This window comes from Streptomyces sp. NPDC055189 (genome assembly GCF_053606765.1).
The window spans coordinates 15,403-37,213 of sequence record NZ_JBSGSG010000031.1 but is presented as its reverse complement, the minus strand read 5'-3'; the positions used below and the strand labels follow the sequence as shown (position 1 = coordinate 37,213).

Sequence of the window (21,811 nt, the reverse complement as noted above, 5' to 3'; positions counted from 1 at the left end):
ATACGAAGCTACTGCCAGGCGCGGGCCCGCAGCGGCATTCCGGAGGCGCCGGCCTCCGGGGTCTTCACCGCGAGGACCTGGTTGACACCTATGCGGTTGCGCTCGAAGGCCAGCGCGGACGCCGCCATATAGAGACGCCAGATGCGGGCGCGGCCCGGCGAGGTGAGCCGCTGGCCCTCCTTCCAGTGGGCCTCCAGGTTGGCGACCCAGCCGCGCAGCGTGAGGGCGTAGTGCTCGCGGATCGCCTCCACGTCACGCACCTCGAACCCGGCGCGCTCCAGGATGCCGACGGTGGACCCGACGGGAGCGAGCTCGCCACCAGGGAAGACATAGGCGTCGATGAAGTCGTCCACCGAGTACGCGGACTCGTCGGCCTGCGGCCGCCGGGCGATCTGGTGGTTGAGGAGCCTGCCGCCCGGCTTCAGGAGGGCGTGCAGGTCGTGTGCGTACTCCAAGTACTGCTCGGCGCCGACGTGTTCGGCCATGCCGATGGAGGAGATGGCGTCGTACGGACCATCGCGCACGTCGCGGTAGTCCTGGACGCGGATCTCGACCCGGTCGGTCAGGCCCTCCTCCGCGATGCGCTTCCTGGCGTACGCGGCCTGTTCCTGGGAGAGCGTGACGCCGACGACGGTGACGCCGTGCTCGCGCGCCGCGTGGATGGCCATGGAGCCCCAGCCACAGCCGACGTCGAGCAGCCGCATGCCGGGCTTGAGTGCGAGCTTGCGGGCGATGAGCTCCAGCTTGTCGCGCTGGGCGTTCTCCAGGGTGGAGTCCTCGGACTCCCAGTACGCGCACGAGTAGACCATCGAGGGGCCGAGCACCAGCTCGTAGAAGTCGTTGCCCACGTCGTAGTGGTGGCTGATGGCCTGCCGGTCGCTGCCCTTGGTGTGCAGGTGGAGCCTGCGCGGCCTGCGCATCTCCTCCTGCGGCGGGGGCGGCGGCAGGAAGGGCGCGGCGAGGCCGATCAGGGAGCGGGCGGCGGCGCGGAACCGCGGGTCGCGCAGGGACTCCCTGAGGCCCTTCGCCTCCTCGTCGCGCTCCCAGATGAACCCGGCGAGCCGGTCGAGGGCGACGTACAGATCGCCCTCGACGTCCAGGTCCCCGGCCACCCAGGCACGGGCCAGACCCAGTTCGCCCGGCTTCCACATCACCCGGCGCAGGGCGCGGCGATTGCGTATGACGAGGACGGGGCCACTGGGTGGTCCCGCCTCGGAACCGTCCCAGGCACGAATACGTACGGGGAGCGGTGCCCCCAGCAATTGTTCGGCAAGGTGCTTCAGCCGCAGTGCGGCATCGGGCATGGTGCACACCTCCGTGACAGAGAAATCCCGGATAGGTTCGACACCACGTAAACACCAACCGCACGCTTGCGCAGTCCCGTTATTGCGTCATGGATCGGCAAAATACATGTAGCCACCATGTATGCGGTCCGGAAAAACCCGAAGGGGCCACTCGCACCACGGATGGCGAGCAGCCCCTTCGGGGTTTGGTCAGCGAGCCGTCAGGAGGCCTTGGCCTTCTCCTCGACGGGGGCAACCGGTTCAGCCTTGGCCGCAGGCTTCGGCGCGGGCTTGGCGGCCTCGTAGAACTCCTCGCGGGGAGTCTCCATGGCGCCCAGCGAGACGACCTCGCGCTTGAGGAACACCGCGAGCGTCCAGTCGGCGAAGACCCGGATCTTGCGGTTGAACGTCGGCATCGCCATGCCGTGGTACGCGCGGTGCATGTACCAGGCCAGACGGCCCTTCAGCTTGATCTTCATCTTGCCCATGACGATCATCGCGACGCCCTTGTGCAGGCCGAGACCGGCGACCGCACCCTTGTTGGCGTGGCTGTACTCCTTCTGCGGGAAGCCCCGCATGCCGGAGATCACGTTGTCGCCGAGGACCTTGGCCTGACGCAGCGCGTGCTGGGCGTTCGGCGGGCACCAGGCGTTCTCGTTGCCGGCCTTGCGGCCGACCATGTCCGGCACCTGGGCGTTGTCGCCCGCGGCCCAGATGTAGTCGGTGCCCTGGACCTGGAGGGTCGTCTGGGTGTCGACGTGGCCACGGGGGCCCAGCGGCAGACCGAAGCGGGCGAGCGCCGGGTTCGGCTTGACGCCTGCGGTCCACACGATGGTGCTGGAGTCGACCTCGAGGCCGTTGTTGAGCACCACGTGGCCGTCCACGCAGGAGTCCATGCCGGTCTTGAGGTAGACCTCGACACCGCGGCCCTCGAGGTGCTCCTTGCCGTACTGGCCGAGCTTCGGGCCGACCTCGGGGAGGATCTTGTCCGCGACGTCGACGAGCACGAAGCGCATGTCCTCGCGCTTCACGTTGTTGTAGTACTTGGCCGCGTCGCGGGCCATGTCCTCGACCTCACCGATGGTCTCCGCACCCGCGAAGCCACCGCCGACGAAGACGAAGGTCAGCGCCTTGCGGCGGACCTCCTCGTCCGTCGTGGAGTCAGCCTTGTCCAGCTGCTCAAGGACGTGGTTGCGCAGGCCGATGGCCTCCTCGATGCCCTTCATGCCGATGCCCTGCTCGGCGAGGCCGGGGATCGGGAAGGTGCGGGAGACCGCGCCCATCGCGATGACCAGGTAGTCGAAAGGCAGCTCGTACGCCTCGCCCACGAGGGGGGCGATCGTGGCGACCTTGCGGTCCTGATCGATGGTGGTGACCCGCCCGGTCAGAACTTCCGCCTTGGGCAGCACGCGTCGCAGCGGGACGACGACGTGCCGAGGCGAAATGCTGCCGGCTGCGGCTTCGGGGAGGAAGGGCTGGTAGGTCATGTACGACCGGGGGTCGACGACCGTGACGGTCGCCTCTCCGTAGCGCATCTTCTTGAGGATGCGCCGAGCTGCGTACAGGCCTACGTACCCACCGCCTACTACGAGGATCCTGGGACGCTCCGTGGTGCTCATGCCATCGAGTATCCACCTGCCCGAGGGGGGTCGCTCGTGCGCCCCTTCACAAGCATGAGCAGGGCCTCTGCTACACTTCGCCGCCCACGTGACACAGGCCATAGCGCCCCAGGGGAACCACGGGACATCACGAGTCGTTGTGCACCCCTTGTGAGCTGCCGCTCTGGCGTCCCGGGCCCGGTGGACCACTCGCCCGGTTCACGCTCGGGACACACTCCCGAACCTTCACTGTCATGGGTTGCGAGGCTCTCCGAGGTCACTTTCAGGGGTCCGCGACCCCTGAATCTCGTCCAACCGAGCCGATTTCCTTGTGAAGAACTTCACGAAGTTTCCCGACAGCGAGTCGCCGAGGGGCCTTTCGACCCCTCCACCAGCCGCTCAGACGCTACATCACGCGCTCAGGCGATCGACCAGCCGATGCCGTCGAGGATGTCGTGCTCGCTCACGACGACCTCCCGGGCGCCGGTCCGGTCCATGATCGACAGGAGTACGAGAGCGCCCGACACGATGACGTCCACGCGGCCGGGGTGCATGACGGGGATCGCGGCCCGCTCGTCGTGCGTGGCCCGGCTCAGACGGCCGACGATCTCACTCACCTGCTCGTAGGAGACGCGGGAGTGGTGGATCGCCGCGGAGTCGTACGCGTCGAGGCCGAGCGCGATCGCGGCCACCGTCGTCACCGAGCCGGCGAGCCCGACCAGAGTGCGGGCCTCGCCGATCGGGACTGTCTGCTCGGCGAGGTCGAGGGCGGCCGTGATGTCCGCCCGCACGGCGTCGAGTTCGGCGGGCGAGGGCGGGTCGGTGCGGATGTGCCGCTCGGTGAGCCGTACGCAGCCGACGTCCACGGAGCGCGCGGCGCGGACCCCGTCGTCGCCGACGACGAACTCCGTGGAGCCGCCGCCGATGTCCACCACCAGGTAGGGCTTGGCCAGGTGGTCGCTGCCCGCAAGCTCCTTCGTCGCGCCCGTGAAGGAGAACTCGGCCTCCTGGTCACCGCTGATGACCTCCGGCTCGACGCCGAGGATGTCCAGGACTCCGCGTACGAAGTCGTCACGGTTCTCGGCGTCGCGCGATGCGGAGGTCGCCACGAAGCGGAGGCGTTCGGCGCCGTGCTCCTTGATGATCCGCGCGTACTCGCGGCAGGCCGCGAAGGTCCGCTCCAGGGCCTCCGGGGCCAGGCGGCCCGTCTTGTCCACCCCCTGGCCAAGGCGGACGACGGTCATCCTGCGGTCCAGGTCGACCAGCTCGCCGGTCTGCGGGTCGGCGTCCGCCACCAGGAGGCGGATCGAGTTCGTGCCGCAGTCGATGGCTGCCACGCGGGTCACTTGGCGGGCTCCTTGTCCGACTCCTTGTCGGCACACGGCGTGACGCACGGTCCCTTGGCCCACCACTGAGGCAGCATCGCGATCGCCTCGTCGCCCAGCGGGTTCACGCCGGGGCCCGCGGCCAGGGAGTGGCCGACCAGGACGTGCAGGCACTTCACGCGGTCCGGCATGCCGCCCGCGCTGGGGAAGCCCTCAAGGACCTCGATGGCGTCACGGCGCGCGATGTAGTCCTCGTGCGCCTTGCGGTACGCCGCGGCCAGCTCGGGGTCCGTCTTCAGGCGCTCCGACATCTCCTTCATGACGCCGTTGGCCTCAAGGGTGCCGATCGCGGACGCGGCCCGCGGGCACGTCAGGTAGTACGTCGTCGGGAACGGCGTCCCGTCCGGCAGGCGCGGCGCCGTCTCGACGACGTCCGGCTGCCCGCACGGGCAGCGGTGGGCGATGGCCCGCAGGCCGCGCGGCGGACGGCCGAGCTGCTGCTTGAAGGCCTCGACGTCGGCGTCGGTGGGCTCGGTGCGCGGGGTGGTCGGCGGGGGCGTTTCCATGCCTGTCTTTCGATCGGTTTACTACGAGAGGGAGTGCAAGTAGGGGTGGTGGAAAGTCAGTCCTCGTCCGGGCGGTCCGCCTTGTCGACGCCGTCCCAGACGTTCGAGTACCAGGGCCTGGCTGCCGCCCCCTGGTCGGCGCGCTGCTTGTTCGCCGCCGCCGGATCGATCACCGTATAGCCGGTCTCGCCCGGCATCACGTAGTGCAGCCGGTCCCGGATGCGCTGCTCCGCGTACGCGTCGTCCCGCCAGCGGGCCTTCTCGTCCCGCAGCTTCTCGACGTGCTCGCGGCGCTCGGCCTGCTCGCGGCGCTGATCGGCGATCTCCGCCCGCTGCGACACGTACTGCCTTATCGGGTAGGCAAGCGCGACGACCAGCGAGCAGAGCACGAGCGCGAGGAGCGCGGCGCGTCCCGTGAGCCGGGAGCGGCGCGCCTGGCGCTTGGTCTGGGAGCGGTAGACACGCTCCGCGGTCTGCTCGCCGAGCAGCCGCAGCCTGGTCGCGGTGGAGAACCGGTCGCGGTCCTTCACGGCCATGTGTGCCGCCTCCCCGATACGTACGAACGTCCCCGCACACGGTACGGGACCGAGTACGGGGACGTACGTAACTACTCAGCGGAGCCGGAGCTCGGTGCAGCTCAGCCCTTGAAGCGGGGGAACGCCGAACGACCGGCGTAGACCGCGGCGTCGTCCAGGATCTCCTCGATGCGCAGGAGCTGGTTGTACTTGGCGACGCGCTCGGAGCGGGCCGGGGCGCCGGTCTTGATCTGGCCGCAGTTGGTGGCGACGGCGAGGTCGGCGATGGTGACGTCCTCGGTCTCGCCGGAGCGGTGCGACATCATGCACTTGAAGCCGCTGCGCTGGGCCATCTCGACGGCGTCCAGGGTCTCGGTCAGCGAGCCGATCTGGTTGACCTTCACCAGGAGGGCGTTCGCGGACTTCTCCTCGATGCCGCGGGCGAGGCGCTCCGGGTTGGTGACGAACAGGTCGTCGCCCACGAGCTGGACCTTCTCGCCGAGCTTCTCGGTGATGACGTTCCAGCCGGCCCAGTCGTCCTCGAACAGCGGGTCCTCGATGGAGACGAGCGGGTACGAGGAGACGAGCTCCTCGTAGTACTCGGTCATCTCGGCGGCCGAGCGGGACTTGCCCTCGAAGTCGTAACTGCCGTCCTTGTAGAACTCGGACGCGGCGACGTCGAGCGCGAGCGCGATCTGCTCGCCGGGGACGTAACCGGCCTGCTTGATGGCCTCGAGGATGAGGTCGAGCGCGGCGCGGTTGGAGTCGAGGTTCGGCGCGAAGCCGCCCTCGTCGCCCAGGCCGGTGGACAGGCCCTTGTCCTTCAGGACCTTCTTCAGCGTGTGGTAGACCTCGGTGCCCCAGCGCAGGGCCTCGGAGAACGACTCGGCGCCGATCGGCGCGATCATGAACTCCTGGATGTCGACGTTCGAGTCGGCGTGCGACCCGCCGTTCAGGATGTTCATCATCGGAACGGGCAGCAGGTGCGCGTTCGGGCCGCCGAGGTAGCGGAAGAGCGGGAGGTCGGAGGCCTCCGACGCGGCGTGCGCGACGGCGAGCGAGACGCCGAGGATGGCGTTGGCGCCGAGCGAGCCCTTGTTGTCGGTGGCGTCGAGGTCGAACATCGCCTGGTCGATCAGGCGCTGCTCGGTCGCGTCGTACCCGACGAGCTCCGGGCCGATCTGCTCGATGACGGCGAGGACGGCCTTCTCGACGCCCTTGCCCTGGTAACGGTTGGGGTCACCGTCACGGAGTTCGATGGCCTCGAAAGCACCGGTGGACGCACCGGACGGAACGGCGGCACGACCCGTGCTGCCGTCGTCGAGGCCGACCTCGACCTCGACCGTGGGGTTGCCTCGGGAGTCCAGGATTTCCCGGGCTACGACGACGTCGATGGACGGCACGAGCATCTCCTTCTGGGATGTGACGCGAGTACGCGGGGCATCGGCCCCGCGGACACGAGCCTAACCGGCTCCCGGACAACAGCCAGCCGACCGCCCGTCCTGTGGACAAACCGAGAGCAAAATGTTTACGAACGGAACAAACATACCCCGCCCCCGGTGCGTACGGGGGATACGCGCACCGGGGGCGGGGAGTCCGTGGGGACGGGGTAGCGCCCGAAGGGGCGCGGGGAACTGCGCGACAAGCCACGGAGCACCCGCAGACGATCAAGACCGCTGAGGCGCCCCGCCAGAACTAGCTGAGGTGCAGCTGCTGACCGGGGTAGATCATGTCGGCGTTGTCGATGATGTCGCCGTTGAGCTTGTACACCTTGTGCCAGCCGCCCTTGACGTTCTTCGCCTCGGCGATCTTGGAGAGGGTGTCACCCTTCTCGACCTTGTACTCGCCGTCGCCCTTCTTGACCTTCTTGCCGGTCGGGGTCTCGACGGTCTTCTTGGACTCGGTCTTGGGAGCCTCGGCCTTGGGCGCGGCCTTCGGAGCGGCCTGCTGCGGCTGCTCGGTCTGCGGGGTGGGCTGGCTCTTGGGCTGCTCCTGGGTCTGCTGCGGGGCGCTCTCCTGTGCACCGCCACCCTCGTTGGAGGCGCCCGAGAGGCCGACGCCGCAGCTCGGCCAGGCACCCTTGCCCTGACCCGCGAGAACCTTCTCGCCGATCTCTATCTGCTGGGCCTTGGAGGCCTTGTCGGCGCTGGGCGCGTACTTGGTGCCGCCGTACGCGGACCAGGTGGACGACGAGAACTGCAGGCCGCCGGTGTAGCCGTTACCGGTGTTGATCGACCAGTTGCCGCCGGACTCGCACTGGGCGACGGCGTCCCACTCGGAGTTCGTCGCGGCGGAGGCCTGGCCGGCCGCCATCAGCGGGGCTGCGACCGCGACACCGGTGACGCCGGCGAGCGTGGCGACACGAGTGGCCTTGGACGGGCGGCGGTGCTTGCCCTTGCTGGAAAACAGCATGAGTGATCCCCTCACCGACGCCTGCGAGGTGAGCTGTCGGGTTCGGGCCGATGAAGTTGCCCGGCCGCGCTTCCTTGAGCGCGACTTAACCCCTAGCCGTTCCTGACCGTCTCTCCGCCTCGCTCTCGCGAGACTGAACGGCCGGGCCCGGCGGAAACCTTGGGTCCCCCGCTCCTGCCTACGGCGCTTACGCGACGACTGTTCCCGAACGGCCGTTGGCAGGACTCGGCGTACCGACCGGCGGGGCCCGCTGTGGCGAGCGGTCACGACCGTAGGCATGACCGCGGCCGAATTCCAAAGACGATCAGGGCCTTTGAGACCCATGTCTCACTTGCGCCAATCTGGACATCAGAGGCAAAGCGACTCGCCAACTACCCCTACTTTTCGCCCAAATCGAGGCTCTGACCGGGAAGGATGAGGTCGGGGTCGGAGCCGACCGACTCCTCGTTCCCCGCGTACAGCTCGGTCCACCCGCCCTTCACGTCCAGGTCGTCGGCGATGGCCCACAGGTTGTCTCCGGAACGGACCGTGTACGTCCCGTCGGAGCCGTCCTGCTCGCGCTCGTCGCCGCGGGAGGCGTGCCGGCCCGAACCTTCGCGGGAGGAGCCTTCCGAGGCCTCGTCGGCCGCGCTGCCGCCGCGGTGGCGGCCTTCGCCGTCACCGGTGGAGGGAGTGGGGTCGGACGAAGTGGCGTCGTCCCGGCCGGACTTGGCCGAGTCATCCGACTTGTCCGACTCGTCGTGATTCTTGTCTCGCGCCTCGTCGTCGGCACCGGAGCCACCGGACTTACCGGACTCACCGGACGGTTCATCCGAAGCCTCGTCCGAAGGCTCGGCGCTGTCCGAGGGGTCGGCCGACTCGCTCGGCGACGCGCTCGGTTCGTCCGACTCCTTCTTCGACCCGCCGGGCTTCGTCGACTCCGACGAACCGGACGACTCCGTCGACTCGTCGGAAGGCACCGTCGTGATCGGCGCGCCCGGGTCGACCTCGGCGGCGGCGCCACCCCGGGTGAGACCGGCGATCGGCGCGCAGCTCGGCCAGGCCTTGGTGCCCTGGTCGTCAAGGACCGCCTCGGCGACGGATATCTGCTGCGAACGGCTGGCCTGGTCGGCGCTCGGCGCGAAGTCGAGGCCGCCGTAGTTCTCCCAGACCTCCTGCGAGAGCTGGAGTCCGCCGTAGTACCCGTTGCCCACGTCCGCGCTCCAGGATCCGCCGCTCTCGCACTCCGCCAGCTTGTCCCACGTGGCGGTGTCCGCCGCGCTCGCGCTGGTGGCGCCGAGCAGCGGGATGGCGATCGCCGATCCTGCGACTCCTGCCGCGACGATCAGGGCCGGGGCCTGGCGGGGGCGTCGGTGACGACCATTGCCGGAGAGCATGCGGTTGCCTTTCGCGTGACTGGAGCGACGACTGCGGCACGGGAGGCCGAGTCGTCGTGAACGTAGCGGCAGTCGAACGCTTGTCACAAGTCGATGCAGCGGAGATCACGTGAAAGTCACAGTCTTGACGGCATGTCAGCTGGACGGCGTTCCGGACACCTGATATTTGCTCCGCTGTGCGGGTGCGAACTCCACGGGTAGCGTGCGCAGTCCACGCATGATGAGCCCGCCACGCCATCTCAAATCATCCGGTTCCGCCGCGAGTCGCAGGTCAGGAAGGCGGCGCAGCAGGGTCGCGAGGGCGGTCTGTCCTTCGAGCCGGGCGAGCGGAGCGCCGAGACAGTAATGAATGCCATGGCCGTAGCCGAGGTGTTGGTTGTCCCGGCGGGAGAGGTCGAGCGTGTCCGGATAGCGGAATCGTTCCGGGTCGCGATCGGCGGCGGCGAGGACGACGAGGACGGGGTCGCCGGTGGCGATCTCCTCCCCTCCAACGGTCAGCGGTTCGGTGGCGTACCGCCAGGTGGCGAGTTCTACGGGACCGTCGAAGCGGAGGAGTTCTTCGAGCCCTGTCTCCAGAAGGCCGGTGTCGCCGTCCCTGAGGGAGTCCTGGAGCCGCTCGCGCTGCTCGGGGTGGGTGAGGAGGGCGAAAGTGCCGTTGCCGATGAGGTTGACGGTCGTCTCGAAGCCGGCGAACAGCAGGATGAAGGCCATCGCCGCGGCCTCGTTCTCGGTGAGGTGCTCGCCGTGGTCGGAGGCGCGGATGATCCCGGAGATGAGGTCGTCGCCGGGTTCGAGGCGCTTGCGGTGGATCAGCTCGGCGAGGTAGCCGCGCATCTTCTTCACGGACCGGGCGACCCCGCCTCTGGGCCCGCCCCCGTGCCGGATCATCATTCCCGCCCAGTCGCGGAAGTCGTCCTGGTCCTCACGGGGGACGCCGAGCAGGTCGCAGATGGCGTAGATGGGGAGCGGGAAGGCGAAGTCGTGGATGAGGTCGGCCTCCCCCTTCTCCGCGAACTGGTCGATGAGGTGATCGGCCAGTTCCTGCACGCGGGGCGCGAACTCGGCGACGCGGCGGGGAGTGAATGCCTTGGACACGAGGCGACGCAGCCTTGTGTGGTCCGGCGGGTCGATGTTGAGCAGATGCGTCATGAGGTTCGCACTGCGCTCGCCGGGGATGCCGGTCTTGCCCTTCGCGTGCGCGGGCTCGCCGTGATGGGCCGGATTCTTGCTGAGCCGCGGATCGGCGAGCGCCTGCTTGGCATCGACGTACCGGGTGACCAGCCAGGCCTCCACACCACTGGGCAGCCGGGTCTTGCGCACGGGGGCGTGCTGGCGGAGCCAGGCGTAGGCGGGGTAGGGGTCTGTGGCGAACTCCCATGTGAAAAGTTCTGGCCCCTGGGCCTCGGACTCGTGGGCCCCTGCGGGGCAGGCTGCGGGGGCGGGTGGCTGGTCTTGCATGGGGACGACGTTATCCGGCTTTCTACTGGCCCCTGGGCCTTGGTTGCCGTCATCACCGGCTCCGCCGGGTTCGTCCTCAAACGCCGGACAGGCTGAAACCCCGCGCGCACGTCCATCACCGGCTTCGCCGGGTTCGTCCTCAAACGCCGGACGGGCTGATACCCCCCTCGGCGGCCAGTACCGCATCCCGGTAAGCCCGGGCCGCCGCCCGCAGCGCTGCCTCGGGGTCGATGCCCTCCGACTCTGCCCGTAGGGCCAGCGCCAGGAGGTCGTAGCCGATGCCCTCTCCGGAGGGGACGGGGACCTCCAGGCCCGCCGTCCTGACCCGGGAAGCCAGCTTCGACGCGAGGGCCAGGCCCGGCTGGCCCAGGGGGATGCCCTCCGTGACCGACGAACGCTGCTTCTCCTGGGCCTTGGTGCGCAGCCAGTGTGCCTTTACGTCCTCGGGGGTCTCCGCCGAGCCGTCGCCGAAGATGTGCGGGTGGCGGTTGATCAGCTTGTCGACGATCGTGCCCGCCACGTCGTCCACGGAGAAGGGGGAGTCCTCGTCCTCCTCCGCGATGCGGGAGTGGAAGACCACCTGGAGCAGGACATCGCCCAGCTCCTCCCGCAGTTCCTCGCGATCGCCCTCCTCGATCGCCTCGACCAGTTCGTACGCCTCCTCGATCGCGTACTTCGCCAGGCCCTTGTGCGTCTGCTGGGACGACCACGGGCACTCGACCCGGATCTGGTCCATGACCTGGACGAGGTCCAGGAGCCGCGCGCCCGGCAGGTCGTACGACGCCGGGAGCAGTTCGAGGTCCGGCATCGACACGCGGCCCGAGCCCGCGAGCCTCGCCAGGCCGTCCGTCAGGGCGCTGTCGCCCTCGGCCGTGGCGATGACCAGGACCGTGCGACCGCCCGCGCAGGCGTCCACCAGGTCCTGTGCCGTGGGCGATGCGTGGTCGACCGCCACGCCCGCCTCGCTCAGGTACGGCAGCTGCGGGTGCGCGGCGTCGGCGCACAGGACCTCGTCCGCCCCGTGCAGGGCCTGCCATGCGGGCCAGGACAGGAGGCCGGGGGCCACCCGGTGGCTGGTCGTGAGCAGGATGACGCGGCCGGGGGCGCCGGCCGGGGGCGTGGTTTCGTTCGTCACCCGTCGAACGTAACCCACCGCGCCGACAGTGCCTCCGGCCGATCGTTACGCCTGCTGCGGCTTGGCCGACGCGTCCGCGGACACCTCGCGCACCCACGGCGTCTTCGCATCCGCGCGCTGGCTCTTCTTCACGTCCCACTTGCCGTAGCGCGGGTTCAGGTCCACGTCCAGCTTCTTGGAGGCCTTGGAAAGCGCCTTCCAGAAAATCGCCTGGCCCTCCGGGGCGTTCATGTCCGCGCCCAGTTTCTTCGCCAGCTTCTGGGCCTCGATCTCCGTACGGAGGCTGTCGTCGAGGTGGGCGGGGGCGACGCTGTACTGCTGGAGCCAGCCCTGTTCGAGGGCCTTCTTGCCGCCCTGCTGCTGTTCGAGGCCCGACCGCAGGGTCTGGAGCTCGCGGCGCGAGACGCTGACGCCCGCGTCGGCCGCCGCGCGGTGCAGGACCTTGTCCAGGACCATCGTGTGCAGCGTGCTGCGGGTGAGGCCGCCCGTCTTGGCGATGGCCTGCTCGTACTGCTGCTCGTCCGGGATCGCGGCGCGCTGCGCGTCGCGTACCTCGTTCACCCGGCTCTCCAGCTGCGAGACCGTGATCCGGTCGTCGCCGACGACGGCCGCGGCGCCCGGATGGGCCTCGCTGCCGCAGGCGGTGAGGAGGGGAGCCGCGGCGACGGCTGCGGCGGAGAGAACGAGCGCGGTGCGACGGCGGCGGTGCAAGTGAGCCTCCCGGTCGAGAGATTGTGCGGCGGTGCACAAAGTCTTGCGGTGATCGATGTTAGGCAGTGGCCGGTCTCTCGGCCACCCATTCGACCAACGATTCGGGTGCAGTTGGGGTACCCCTGGCCCCCGCTAACCGCGCACTTGCCCCAACCACTGCAACGTACGCCGGATCTCCGCCGGGAACGGATGCCCGACGCCGTGCATCCGCTCGGCGTCCATGAGCAGCCGCGCCAGCGTGTCGTGCGCCGCCGCCCGGTCGCCGAGGGCCAGGAGCAGATGGCCGATGCGGCGGCGGATGTCGAGGGGGCGTTCGCGGTCGTCGGAGGCGTAGCGGTTCTCGTAGTACGGGAGGAGCGCCCTGTACTCCGCCAGTGCCGCCGCCGGTTCGCCGAGTTGCTCCAGGCACTGCGCGGCCTCGTAGCGGAACTGGAGCGAGTGCGGGTCGGCCTGGCCGGATTCGGCGGCTCGTTCGTCGGCGAGGCGGCGCAGTTCGGGCAGGGCGCGGCGGTACTGGCCGTCGTCCATGAGCGTCGCCGCGTACTGCTTGCGCAGGGAGCGGACCACCGGGGAGTGCTCGCCGTGCTTGGCGGCGGCCGCGGGCAGGATCGAGCCGAGGATGTCGACGGCCTGTGTGATGCGGCCTTCGCCGAGGAGCCGCTTGACCTCGTCGACCGCGCGGACGACGTCCGTCTGGCTGCCGGGGCCGCCGGAACCCCGGTGCTGGTCGGTCCTGTCCGGCTGGATGTCGGGGGTGGGCGCCGGTGTCGCCGCGCGGTCGGGCCACGGTGCGTGCGGGCGCAGGAAGGGGCGGGTCGGGTCCAGCGGGCCGCCGGTCGGAATGCCGCGTGCGGGCAAGAGCGGTGCCAGCTCTTCGTAGACCTCCTGCGCGCTGCCGTGCCGGTGCTGGGGGTCCTTGGCCAGGAGCCGGAGCACCAGGGCTTCGAGGGCTTCGGGCACCTCGGCGCGCAGGCGGCGGACGGGGACCGGCGGTTCGTAGAGGTGGCGGTGCAGGACGCCGAGCGCGGTGGAGCCGGAGAACGGCACGTCACCGCTGAGGAGTTCGTGCAGCAGGACTCCGAGGGCGTACAGATCGGTGTACGGGCCGACCGCGCCGCCCATCGCCTGCTCGGGCGCCATGTACGCCGGGCTGCCGATGGGTGAGCCGGTGTGGGTGAGGCGGGTGGTGTCGGTGTCCATGACCGAGGCGATGCCCAGGTCGAGGATGGAGACGGTGCCGTCCTGCTTGACCATCACGTTCCGCGGCTTGAGGTCGCGGTGCACGATCGGCACGGCGTGCACCGCGGAGAGCACGGCGCACAGCTGGGCCGCTATCGCGACGGCCCACTGCCACGGGTAGGGGTCGTGCTCGGCGAGGTGGTCGCCGAGGTCGGCCCCGTCCACGTACTGCATGACGAGGTAGAGGTCCTCGCCCTCCGTGCCCGCGTCGTGCACGGTGACGAGGCCGGGGTGGTCGACCTGTGCGGTGACGCGGCACTCGCGCACGAAGCGGCGGCGCAGCTCCTCGGCCTCGGCGCCCGCAACCCGGTCGGGGCGCAGGAGTTTGACCGCGACGCGGCGGTCGAGGCGTTGGTCGTACGCCGTCCAGACCTGGCCCATGCCGCCCTGGCCGATGAGCGTGGAGAGTTCGTAGCGCCCGGCGATCACACGGCCGCCCGCCCCCAGTGGCGTCCCCGGTGACACGTTCAGTTGCCGCCTTCCTGCTTGCGCAGGTAGTCACTGAGTTCGTCCAGTTCGGCCTGTACTTGGTGGATGCGGGCCGGTGCGGGACGTGTGGGCGGGGGCGGCGTCTGCTGGACGGGCGGCTGCTGCACCGGCGGCTGCTGTACCGGCGGCTGGTGCGACAGATGCGTGGCCTGCAGGTGGACGGGGGCGGGGCCCTGCTGCTGCGGATAGCCGTAGGCGGGCGGCGTCGCGGCGTAGCCCGGGTACGTCGGCCGGCGGTACCGGCTGAAGTGCCGTATGTCCGCGAAGAGGTAGTAGATGACCGCGGCCAGCATCGTCGTGAGCATGACCACCATGCCCGCGTTGCCCGGCCCTTGGAAGTCTTCCTCGCCGGGGTCGACGGCGATGAGCACCAGAGCCGTCAGGTCGAGCGCGGACACGAGCGCGAAGAGCCCCCAGTCGTACGACTTGCGCGTCACGATCGCGAGCCGCAGCATCGGCGCCCAGGCGGCGAGTCCGCACGTCACGACGGCGAGGACCACGAACATCACGCGCAGCGTCACATGGGTGCCGCCGGAGGTCGGCGGCGGTTGCTGCGGCGCGTAGCCGTGGCCGTGCATGGCTGCTCCTGGTGCCTGATGCGGCCGTACGTTCCCCCGCGGGGACGCACGGCCGAATGTCTTCATACGAACGGATGCAGATTCGAGCGTATAGGCCGACAAGGAGAAGCGGTCCCGGGTTGTACCGAACCGTTGCCGTACTGGTCACGTCCTGATCGCGGGCCCCGGCGGAACCCGGTCATGTCATTCCGGCGGAAGCGTGCCGTCCGTCAGCCCGTCGTGCAGGCCGCGCACCAACTGTTCGCCCAGCCTGCCCGCCAGACGCAGGGTGTCCTCGAAGGCGGCGAGCGCACGGAACCGCTCTCCGTAGCCGCGCTGTCCCTCAAGGGGCAGGCGCGGCAGCTGGATTCGGCGGACGTCGAGCCGGGCGGCGGTGGACGCGTAGCTGCTCGCCTGGCGGTTGTTGGCGGTGCCGCGCAGGAACCCGGCGAGGAACCAGGGGTCCAGGGCGGCCGGGTCGGGGCGCAGGAGGGTGAGTCCCCTGCCGAGCGCGGCGCCCGCCGTGGCCTCGTCGATGACGCGGGCGGCGGTGGTGCCGCCGGAGACGGGGATGACGACGTCGCCGGGGCGGGTCACCACGGCATCGGCCTGGTCGGCCGGATCAGCCTTGTGGGATTGGTCGGCCTTGTGGGCCGGGTCAGCCTTGTGGGCCGGGTCAGCCTTGTGGGCCTGGTCAGCCAGCGGGTCGGCAGACCCGGAGGGTCGTGTTCCGGCCAGTACGTCGTGCTCGGTGAGGACCCGCGTGACGCCCGGCGCCACCGCCCCGGAGCCCGCCCCCGTGCGGAGCGACAGCGCGCCCGCGCGGGCGAGTTCGCCCACGGTGGTGAGCGGCCTGCTGACCGCGTCGCCCGCCTTCACGGGCGGCGGCATGAGGTCGGCCGTCCGCCGTACCGCTTCCCCGAGCCGTTCGCGCAGGGCCGTCAGCTCCTCGGCCCCGCCGCCCGCTGCGGGCGGCGGCAGGCGGCGGGCCGGAGCCAGGTCGACCTCGTCGTCGAGGAGTTCGAGCACCGGCACGCAGCGGGCGAGCCCCGGCTGTTCGTCGACCGTGCCGTCCCGGTCGAAGCGGCGCCAGACGTCCACCACGGCATCCTGCACGGGCCGCCACGCCTGCCGGTCCCTGGCGTCGGCGGCGGCGAGCCCCGCCGTCTCGACGAGGAGCAGCCCGGGCGGGGTCTGCGTTGCGGGGATCGGCCTCTTCAGGACCCAGACGTGCAGCGGGATGTTGTACGGGGGTGCCGCGCCGGCGGGCAGCGCGATCACGGCACGCAGGGCGCCGCGGCGCAGGAGGTCGGCGCGGACCCGGCGGCCGGAGCGGCGGGACGCGGCGGCGGGCGGCATCAGCAGGACGGCGGTGCCGCCGTCCCGCAGCCGGGCCAACGCGTGCTGGACCCAGGCGAGTTCGGATTCCGTACGGGCCGGGAAGCCGTACTCCCACCGGGGGTCGTAGGCGAGTTCGTCGTGTCCCCAGTTGCGCTCGTTGAACGGCGGGTGGCAGAGCACGGCGTCGGCCCGCACCTCGGCGAAGGCGTCCGCGCGCAGGGTGTTCGAGGTGGCGGCGCGCACGGCGGCTTCGGAGTGCAGGGCGAGGCGCAGCGCGGTGAGGGCGGCGAGTTCGGGGGCGCTGTCCTGGCCGTAGAGGCACTGGCCGGGGCCCGGCGGCACGGCTCGCAGCAGGGCGCCGGTGCCGCAGGCGGGGTCGAGCACGGTGATGGGCGCGGTGGCGGGCGCGATGGGCGCGGGCGCGATGGGCGCCGGCGCGGCGAGCGCGGCCATGAGGTCGGCGGGTCCGGCCGGAGTGAGGGTGTACTGCCGGGGGTTGGCATCGATGTGCCGCCCGATCAGGAATTCGTACGCCTCCCGGGCACCCGTCTCGGAAGCAAGCTCGGCCGCGCCTCGCAGGAGGGGGACGGAAGGCATGAGCTGCGGGGCGTCCGGGACGCGCACCGCCTGCCGCGGGCCGCCGCCGGAGTCCGGGGCGCCGGCCGGGGGCGCGGCGAAGAGCGGAGTGACGACATCCGCGAGTGCCCCCGGAAGCAACTCCGCCATCCGCTCGTCCGGCGCCGCGCTCACCGTGCGCCAGTCCGACGGGCGGTCGCGCAGGAGGAGCAGGGCGCAGCCCGCGTGCAGGAGGGCGGTGAGGGGGCCCGCGGGGTGGCCCGCGAGGTGCTGCCAGACGCGCTCCCGGAGCGGCACTTCGCCCAGCTTGCCCTGGGCCCGCAGCCACGCCTCGATCTCCGCGAGGGCGAAGGAGGGGCTGGTCTCGGTGCCGCCGACGGGCCGGGGGAAGTCCGGGTGGCGGCGCCGCCAGTTGCTGACGGCCGCCCGGCCGACGCCGGCGAGCCGCGCGATCCCGGCGGCGGTCACCTCTGTCGCGTTGTCCCGCACCGCCCGGCTCCCCTCGGTCCCACTGCCCTGCCGCGAGCGTGCCGCCCGCGGCGCTGTGGCGCCGATCCTACTCACGTATGCGGGAGCGCCGACTTCACGGCCGTTAACCGTCCAATCAGATTGCTTCGTGTTGACTCGGTTCACAAGCTCTGCTGAGATATCGGTAGCACTTCCGAGTTCCCGTGGGGGGATCTTCATGCGACGTACCACTCTTGCCGCCTTCTGCCTGGTCACCGCGGCAACCGTCGGGCTGACCGCCTGCGGCACCGAGACCGGCGGCTCCGCGCAGGAGCCCGGGAAGAAGGAGAAGACGAAGGAGGCGGGGCCCTTCCCCGGCCTTTCCGGGCCCGACATCGTCGACAAGGCCGTGCAGGCGACGACCGGCGCCTCGTCCCTCACCGTGAAGGGCAAGGTCCCGGACGAGACCGGCACCATCGACCTGGACATGGCCTTCGACACCAAGGGCCGGTGCGCGGGCACGATGGGGATGGGTGAAGAAGGCTCCCTCGACCTCATCACGACCGCGAGCACGGTCTACATGAAGTACGACGAGGACTTCCTGCGCGCCCAGGGCAAGGGCGAGCCCGCCGCCGAGACCGACGCCGCGGTGGAGATGCTCGCCGGCAGGTGGGTGAAGACGTCCGCGACCGGCGGGGACGCCAAGGAGATCGCCGAGTTCTGCGACCTGGACGTCCTGCTCGCCGCGTTCAAGGACGTCAACTCCGCCGCCCGCAGGGGAAAGGCGACCACGGTCGACGGCACACCGGCCCTCACGCTCACCGAGCGGGACGGCAAGGACCGGCACACCCTCTACGTCGCGACGGAGGGCAAGCCGTACCTGCTGAAGGTGGTGAACGAGACCGCCGAGACGCCGCAGGTCCTGGCGTTCAGTGACTTCGACAAGCCGGTCGACGCGACGCCGCCCACCGGCGACGTCATGGACATCGACAAGTTCTAGCCCCGCACGGCCCCGGCCGAACGAACGGTGCGGTACGTCGTCACAGCACGTGCCGCACCCACACATTCGGCTCCACGTACACCGCGTACCCGCGTTCCGGCTCGCAGTGCACCGGCACCAGCGCGCCCGGCACCTCGACGGGGCCCGCCGTGTCGAAGGGAAGGCCCGTCCACGCCCGCCACTGCGCGGTCGATCCGGACACCGTCATCGAAGCGTGCGCCACCTTCACGATCGTGCCGCCCGCCCGCACGTGCACCCGCAGCCACGGGTCGGCGGGCAGCCCGTCCTCCCGCTCGCGCCGTGCGTACGTGTCGATCAGCGCGGCCGGTTCGAGGTGCTTGGCGTTCGGGCGTACCGGGGCGACGACTTCCGCGAAGCCACGCGCGCGTGCGTTCTCGCGCATCGCGGCGAGCATCCGCCCGGAGACACCCTTCCCGAGGCACTCCTTCGCCACGGTGATCTCGATCGCGCTCACCGTGTCGGGCTTCCTGCCGTGCCGCAGATCCGAGAACGCCCACAGCATGACCTGGTCCCAGCCGCCGTCCGGCAGCTCCCCGCGCCCCTCGGCGGCCAGCGCGAACGGCACGCTGAACGCCTTGGCCGCGACCCCGCCCCGCTCGTCCGTGGCGACCAGGACGTAGTCGGGGAACTCCTTGACGATCCTGCCGATCATCGACCACGCGACGGGGTCGTTCCCGATGAACTCCGGCCAGGTGTCGTCCATCGCCCAGAGCGGGCCCGCCAGTTCGGGCCGCTCGGACAGGGTCGTGATCTTCAGGTCCATGCCCCGGACGCTAGCGGGCACGGACTCCCCTGTTAAGCCATTTTTCGTACGACCGAGCCGGAGCCGGGAGCATGCCTCAGCGCGCGTGGAAGCGGCCCGGCGCCGCCGTGGGACTGTCGCCGGTCGGCAGCTTCTCCTCGGGGCAGTCGGACAGGACCCGCTTCATGGCGTCGCGTTCCGCGCCCGTCACCCACACCCCGTACTTCTTCTTCACCGCCACCTGCCGGGCCACGTAGGTGCACCGGTAGCCCTTGTCCGGCGGCAGCCACGTGGCCGTGTCGCCGTCGCCCTTGCCGCGGTTGGGGCCCGCGTCGACCGCGAGGAGGTTGAGCGGGTCGTTGGCGAAGGCGATGCGTTTGCTCGGCTCCCATTTGCCCGCGCCCTTCTGCCAGGCGTCCGAGAGGGCGACGAGATGGTCGATGTCGACCTGGCTGCGGCCGCGCACGAACGTCACTTCTCTGCCGGTGTAGGGGTCGGGCGCGAGCTTCCCGGAGGCCACGTCGCAGTCACCGCCGTCGCGGTACTTCACGTCCTCCAGGTCGCGCTTGAGTATGTCGTCGCGGGTGCCGCAGCCGTTGGAGTCCGTGTCGGCCCAGGGGCTGCCGAACCGGTCCCGGTCGTAGCCGGTCTTGGGCGCGCGGCCCTTGACCGTCAGGGTGTCGACGGCGGTGAGCGCGGGTCCTGCCTTGGCATCGGGGCCGTCGGGGCCGGAAGCGCCGCCGGTCTTCTCCTCCGGCGAGCAGCCGGTGAGGGTGCCGGCCGCGGTTCCGGTGACGACAAGCGCGAGCAGCAGCGCGGTCCGGACTCCGTGGGTACGCATGCTCACTTGACGGTCACCCGCGCTCCCAGTGCGAGCGTGCCGGGCGTCACGACGTCCGCGTACACGCCGACGCACCTGTCGCGCGACGCGGTGAGCGTCTTCAGGATGCGGTTGTCGGCCGGGAGTCCGCGCTGGGCCTGGGTGGTCATGACGCAGCGTTCGATGCGCTCGGTGACGCGCAGCCGCAGGCCGCCGTCGAAGCCGATCTCCCGCCCGACCCAGTCCTCCTCGATCCACGGCTCGTCGGTCCCGACCACGATGTTCTTGCGCAGCCGGCGTACGTCGACGGGGTCGGAGTCGCCGAGCAACTCGCCGAGCGCGCGCAGCGAGGCGACGCCGACGAGGGAGACGGCGCCCGCGTCCTGATGGCCCACCTCGCCCTCGCGTGCCAACTCCGCTCCCGTGCCGAAGAGTTCGGGGACACGCGGATCACCGGGCCGCAGCGTCTCGCCGTCCGGGGTGGTGACGACGGGGTCGCCGTCCTCGTACACGGCGGAGTACTCCAGCATTCCCGGCGCGTGCCGGAACCTGCGGCTGTTCTTGCCGCTCCCCAGCTTCCCGTCCTCGTACCGCAGGGCCCACAACCGGTCACCGGCCACGCCCCGCTCGTCGACGACGACGCTCTCGCGCTCCTGCCCCAGCATCGACTTCACCGGAAAACAGACGAGCCCCACAACGGCTCCATGCCCCACGGCACATCCCCTCCCCTGACCCTCGCGCTTCGGTCTGCCACCGTCACCGTAATGGCCACCGGTATTACCTCCGGCGTAATCGACCCATCCCCGGCGCTGCGGAAGTATCGGAGGCACCGCAGGAACGCGGAAGCGCAGGAACGCGGCACCGCAGGAACCAGGAACACCGACCGAGGAGTCCGGATGACCGCCAAGACCGCCACCGAGGACGCCACCCGCGCCGCAGTCCAGGCCTTCCTGGGCTACCGGCTGAACGGCGACGCCGAGGGCCTCGCCGCCCTCTTCTCCGACGAGGTCGACTGGATGCTCGCCGAGAACCCGGGCGTGCCGTGGATCCGGCCGCGGTCCACCGCCGCCGAGTGCGCCGCCCAGTCGGCCGAACTCGCCGCGCACACGGTCCCGGAGAAGGCCGGCGCCACCGTCGACACGATCATGGTCGACGGGACGGAAGCGGTGATCTTCGGACAGCTGTGGGGCACCGTGCGCGAGACCGGCAAGCCCTTCGAAGGCCCCTTCGCGCTGCGGCTCACCGTCGAGGACGGGCGGGTCACCCGGCACCACCTGTACGAGAACAGCCGCTCGATCGCCGACGCCTGCACCCCCTGACCTCATCCGTCCGGCCGAAATCCGTTCACCCGACTTGGTCAGCCGAACAAGATCCGTCTACCGTCACAACAGGGAGCCAATCGACCCCCACCAGGACATGGGCAGCCACAGCTGCGGAAACAGGTGGTCATCGTGCAGAACACCCAGAGCGCCCGGAGCGCCCAGAGCACCCAGAGCGCCGAAAGCACTCGTAACCCCCGGAACCCCCGGAACCCCGCAGTCACGGTCCGCCCCGCCGTCACCGCCGACCTCGACTTCCTCGTCCGGGTCATGGAGACCGCCGCCACCTCCCACCTGGACCGCTGCTGCTGGGAGCCGCTCCTCGGCGAGCGGACCGAGGTCACCCGGGAGATCCTGCGCAAGCTCGCGCTCTCGCCGCGCCCCCACTGGTGTCACCTGTCCCGCTTCTGGGTGGCGGAGACGGCGGACGGCCACGGCCCCCGCCCCGTGGGCGCCCTCACCGCCTACGACCCCGCCACCGAAGGGCACGCCGCGATCGGCGAGCAGTGCGGCGCGCTCGCGGCGACCGACGCCTGGCCCGGCACGGCCGCCTTCGAGGACGTGTACGAGCGTCAGCAGATCTTCCGGTCCTGTCTGCCCGCGGACTACGCCGGCGCCTGGGGGATCGAGAACGTCGCCGTCGTCCCGGAGTTCCGGGGCACCGGCGTCGTCGAAGCCCTGCTCGACCACGCCCTGGAGCTGGGGCGCGAGCAGGGCTACGCCTGTGCGCAGGTCCTCTGCCTCAACGGCAACGCACGGGCCCAGCACACCTGGGAGCGCGCCGGGTTCGAGGTGCGCGCCGACTACCGGGGGCGGGAGTTCGAGGAGTTGCTGGGCGCGCCGGGGCTCAAGCTCCTCGTGCGGGAGTACGCGTAGGAGTA

At 70.6% G+C, this 21,811-nt stretch carries 20 protein-coding genes and 1 riboswitch; of the genes, 3 read left to right on the top strand and 17 right to left on the bottom strand.

The genetic code is table 11. From position 1 onward, the window contains the following. Positions 1–8 precede the first annotated feature (8 nt). The 14 genes from ACWFR3_RS22525 to ACWFR3_RS22460 form a co-directional block, all read right to left on the bottom strand. Positions 9–1,304 (bottom strand): class I SAM-dependent methyltransferase, encoded by a 1,296-nt coding sequence (locus ACWFR3_RS22525; RefSeq protein WP_453736386.1) that lies wholly within the window; start codon positions 1,302–1,304, stop codon positions 9–11. A gap of 200 nt (positions 1,305–1,504) precedes the next feature. Continuing rightward, a complete protein-coding gene (locus ACWFR3_RS22520; RefSeq protein ID WP_453736385.1) occupies positions 1,505–2,902 on the bottom strand; it encodes an NAD(P)/FAD-dependent oxidoreductase in 1,398 nt (465 codons plus the stop codon). Positions 2,903–3,300: 398 nt separating this feature from the next. Beyond that, a complete protein-coding gene (locus ACWFR3_RS22515) occupies positions 3,301–4,227 on the bottom strand; it encodes a Ppx/GppA phosphatase family protein (protein ID WP_453736384.1) in 927 nt (308 codons plus the stop codon). Next, positions 4,224–4,772 (bottom strand): DUF501 domain-containing protein, encoded by a 549-nt coding sequence (locus ACWFR3_RS22510; RefSeq protein WP_453736383.1) that lies wholly within the window; start codon positions 4,770–4,772, stop codon positions 4,224–4,226. The genes ACWFR3_RS22515 and ACWFR3_RS22510 overlap by 4 nt, the downstream gene beginning before the upstream one ends. Positions 4,773–4,828: 56 nt before the next feature. Continuing rightward, positions 4,829–5,308, bottom strand: coding sequence for an FtsB family cell division protein (locus ACWFR3_RS22505; RefSeq protein WP_453736382.1), 480 nt, complete (start codon positions 5,306–5,308; stop codon positions 4,829–4,831). 101 nt (positions 5,309–5,409) lie between these two features. Beyond that, complete coding sequence (gene eno / locus ACWFR3_RS22500) at positions 5,410–6,690, bottom strand: phosphopyruvate hydratase (protein WP_453736381.1); 1,281 nt, start codon at positions 6,688–6,690, stop codon at positions 5,410–5,412. 292 nt (positions 6,691–6,982) lie between these two features. Next, positions 6,983–7,699 carry a transglycosylase family protein gene (locus tag ACWFR3_RS22495; protein WP_453736380.1) on the bottom strand — a complete coding sequence of 239 codons (717 nt, stop codon included), beginning with the start codon at positions 7,697–7,699 and terminating at the stop codon, positions 6,983–6,985. Positions 7,700–7,702: 3 nt separating this feature from the next. After that, positions 7,703–7,895, bottom strand: a riboswitch (cyclic di-AMP (ydaO/yuaA leader). 181 nt (positions 7,896–8,076) lie between these two features. Beyond that, entirely contained in the window at positions 8,077–9,075 is a 999-nt protein-coding gene (locus ACWFR3_RS22490) for a transglycosylase family protein (protein ID WP_453736379.1), read from the bottom strand. A gap of 135 nt (positions 9,076–9,210) precedes the next feature. Further along, a complete protein-coding gene (locus ACWFR3_RS22485) occupies positions 9,211–10,533 on the bottom strand; it encodes a cytochrome P450 family protein (RefSeq protein WP_453736378.1) in 1,323 nt (440 codons plus the stop codon). Positions 10,534–10,672: 139 nt separating this feature from the next. Continuing rightward, positions 10,673–11,668, bottom strand: coding sequence for a nucleoside triphosphate pyrophosphohydrolase (locus ACWFR3_RS22480; protein ID WP_453736377.1), 996 nt, complete (start codon positions 11,666–11,668; stop codon positions 10,673–10,675). A 45-nt stretch (positions 11,669–11,713) separates the two neighbouring features. Further along, entirely contained in the window at positions 11,714–12,379 is a 666-nt protein-coding gene (locus ACWFR3_RS22475; protein WP_453736376.1) for a SurA N-terminal domain-containing protein, read from the bottom strand. Positions 12,380–12,511: 132 nt separating this feature from the next. Beyond that, positions 12,512–14,047: a protein kinase domain-containing protein gene (locus ACWFR3_RS22470; protein ID WP_453736431.1), complete on the bottom strand. Its 1,536-nt coding sequence runs from the start codon at positions 14,045–14,047 to the stop codon at positions 12,512–12,514. Positions 14,048–14,085: 38 nt separating this feature from the next. Next, positions 14,086–14,685, bottom strand: coding sequence for a hypothetical protein (locus tag ACWFR3_RS22465; protein WP_453736375.1), 600 nt, complete (start codon positions 14,683–14,685; stop codon positions 14,086–14,088). Positions 14,686–14,868: 183 nt separating this feature from the next. Further along, positions 14,869–17,070 (bottom strand): N-6 DNA methylase, encoded by a 2,202-nt coding sequence (locus ACWFR3_RS22460; protein WP_453736374.1) that lies wholly within the window; start codon positions 17,068–17,070, stop codon positions 14,869–14,871. Between the two features lie 196 nt (positions 17,071–17,266). Here ACWFR3_RS22460 and ACWFR3_RS22455 point away from each other — a divergent pair, with 196 nt between their 5' ends. Continuing rightward, a complete protein-coding gene (locus ACWFR3_RS22455) occupies positions 17,267–18,028 on the top strand; it encodes a hypothetical protein (RefSeq protein WP_453736373.1) in 762 nt (253 codons plus the stop codon). A 40-nt stretch (positions 18,029–18,068) separates the two neighbouring features. Here ACWFR3_RS22455 and ACWFR3_RS22450 read toward each other — a convergent pair whose 3' ends face one another. The 3 genes from ACWFR3_RS22450 to ACWFR3_RS22440 all read right to left on the bottom strand — a co-directional run bounded on the left by ACWFR3_RS22450 (position 18,069) and on the right by ACWFR3_RS22440 (position 20,306). Then, a complete protein-coding gene (locus ACWFR3_RS22450) occupies positions 18,069–18,812 on the bottom strand; it encodes an N-acetyltransferase (RefSeq protein WP_453736372.1) in 744 nt (247 codons plus the stop codon). Positions 18,813–18,888: 76 nt separating this feature from the next. Continuing rightward, a complete protein-coding gene (locus ACWFR3_RS22445; RefSeq protein ID WP_453736430.1) occupies positions 18,889–19,632 on the bottom strand; it encodes an HNH endonuclease family protein in 744 nt (247 codons plus the stop codon). 2 nt (positions 19,633–19,634) lie between these two features. Further along, complete coding sequence (locus ACWFR3_RS22440; RefSeq protein WP_453736371.1) at positions 19,635–20,306, bottom strand: MOSC domain-containing protein; 672 nt, start codon at positions 20,304–20,306, stop codon at positions 19,635–19,637. A gap of 201 nt (positions 20,307–20,507) precedes the next feature. Between ACWFR3_RS22440 and ACWFR3_RS22435 the strand changes: the two genes are divergently transcribed. Beyond that, entirely contained in the window at positions 20,508–20,930 is a 423-nt protein-coding gene (locus ACWFR3_RS22435) for a nuclear transport factor 2 family protein (protein WP_453736370.1), read from the top strand. A gap of 132 nt (positions 20,931–21,062) precedes the next feature. After that, positions 21,063–21,806 carry a GNAT family N-acetyltransferase gene (locus ACWFR3_RS22430; protein WP_453736369.1) on the top strand — a complete coding sequence of 248 codons (744 nt, stop codon included), beginning with the start codon at positions 21,063–21,065 and terminating at the stop codon, positions 21,804–21,806. The last annotated feature ends 5 nt before the right edge of the window (positions 21,807–21,811 follow it).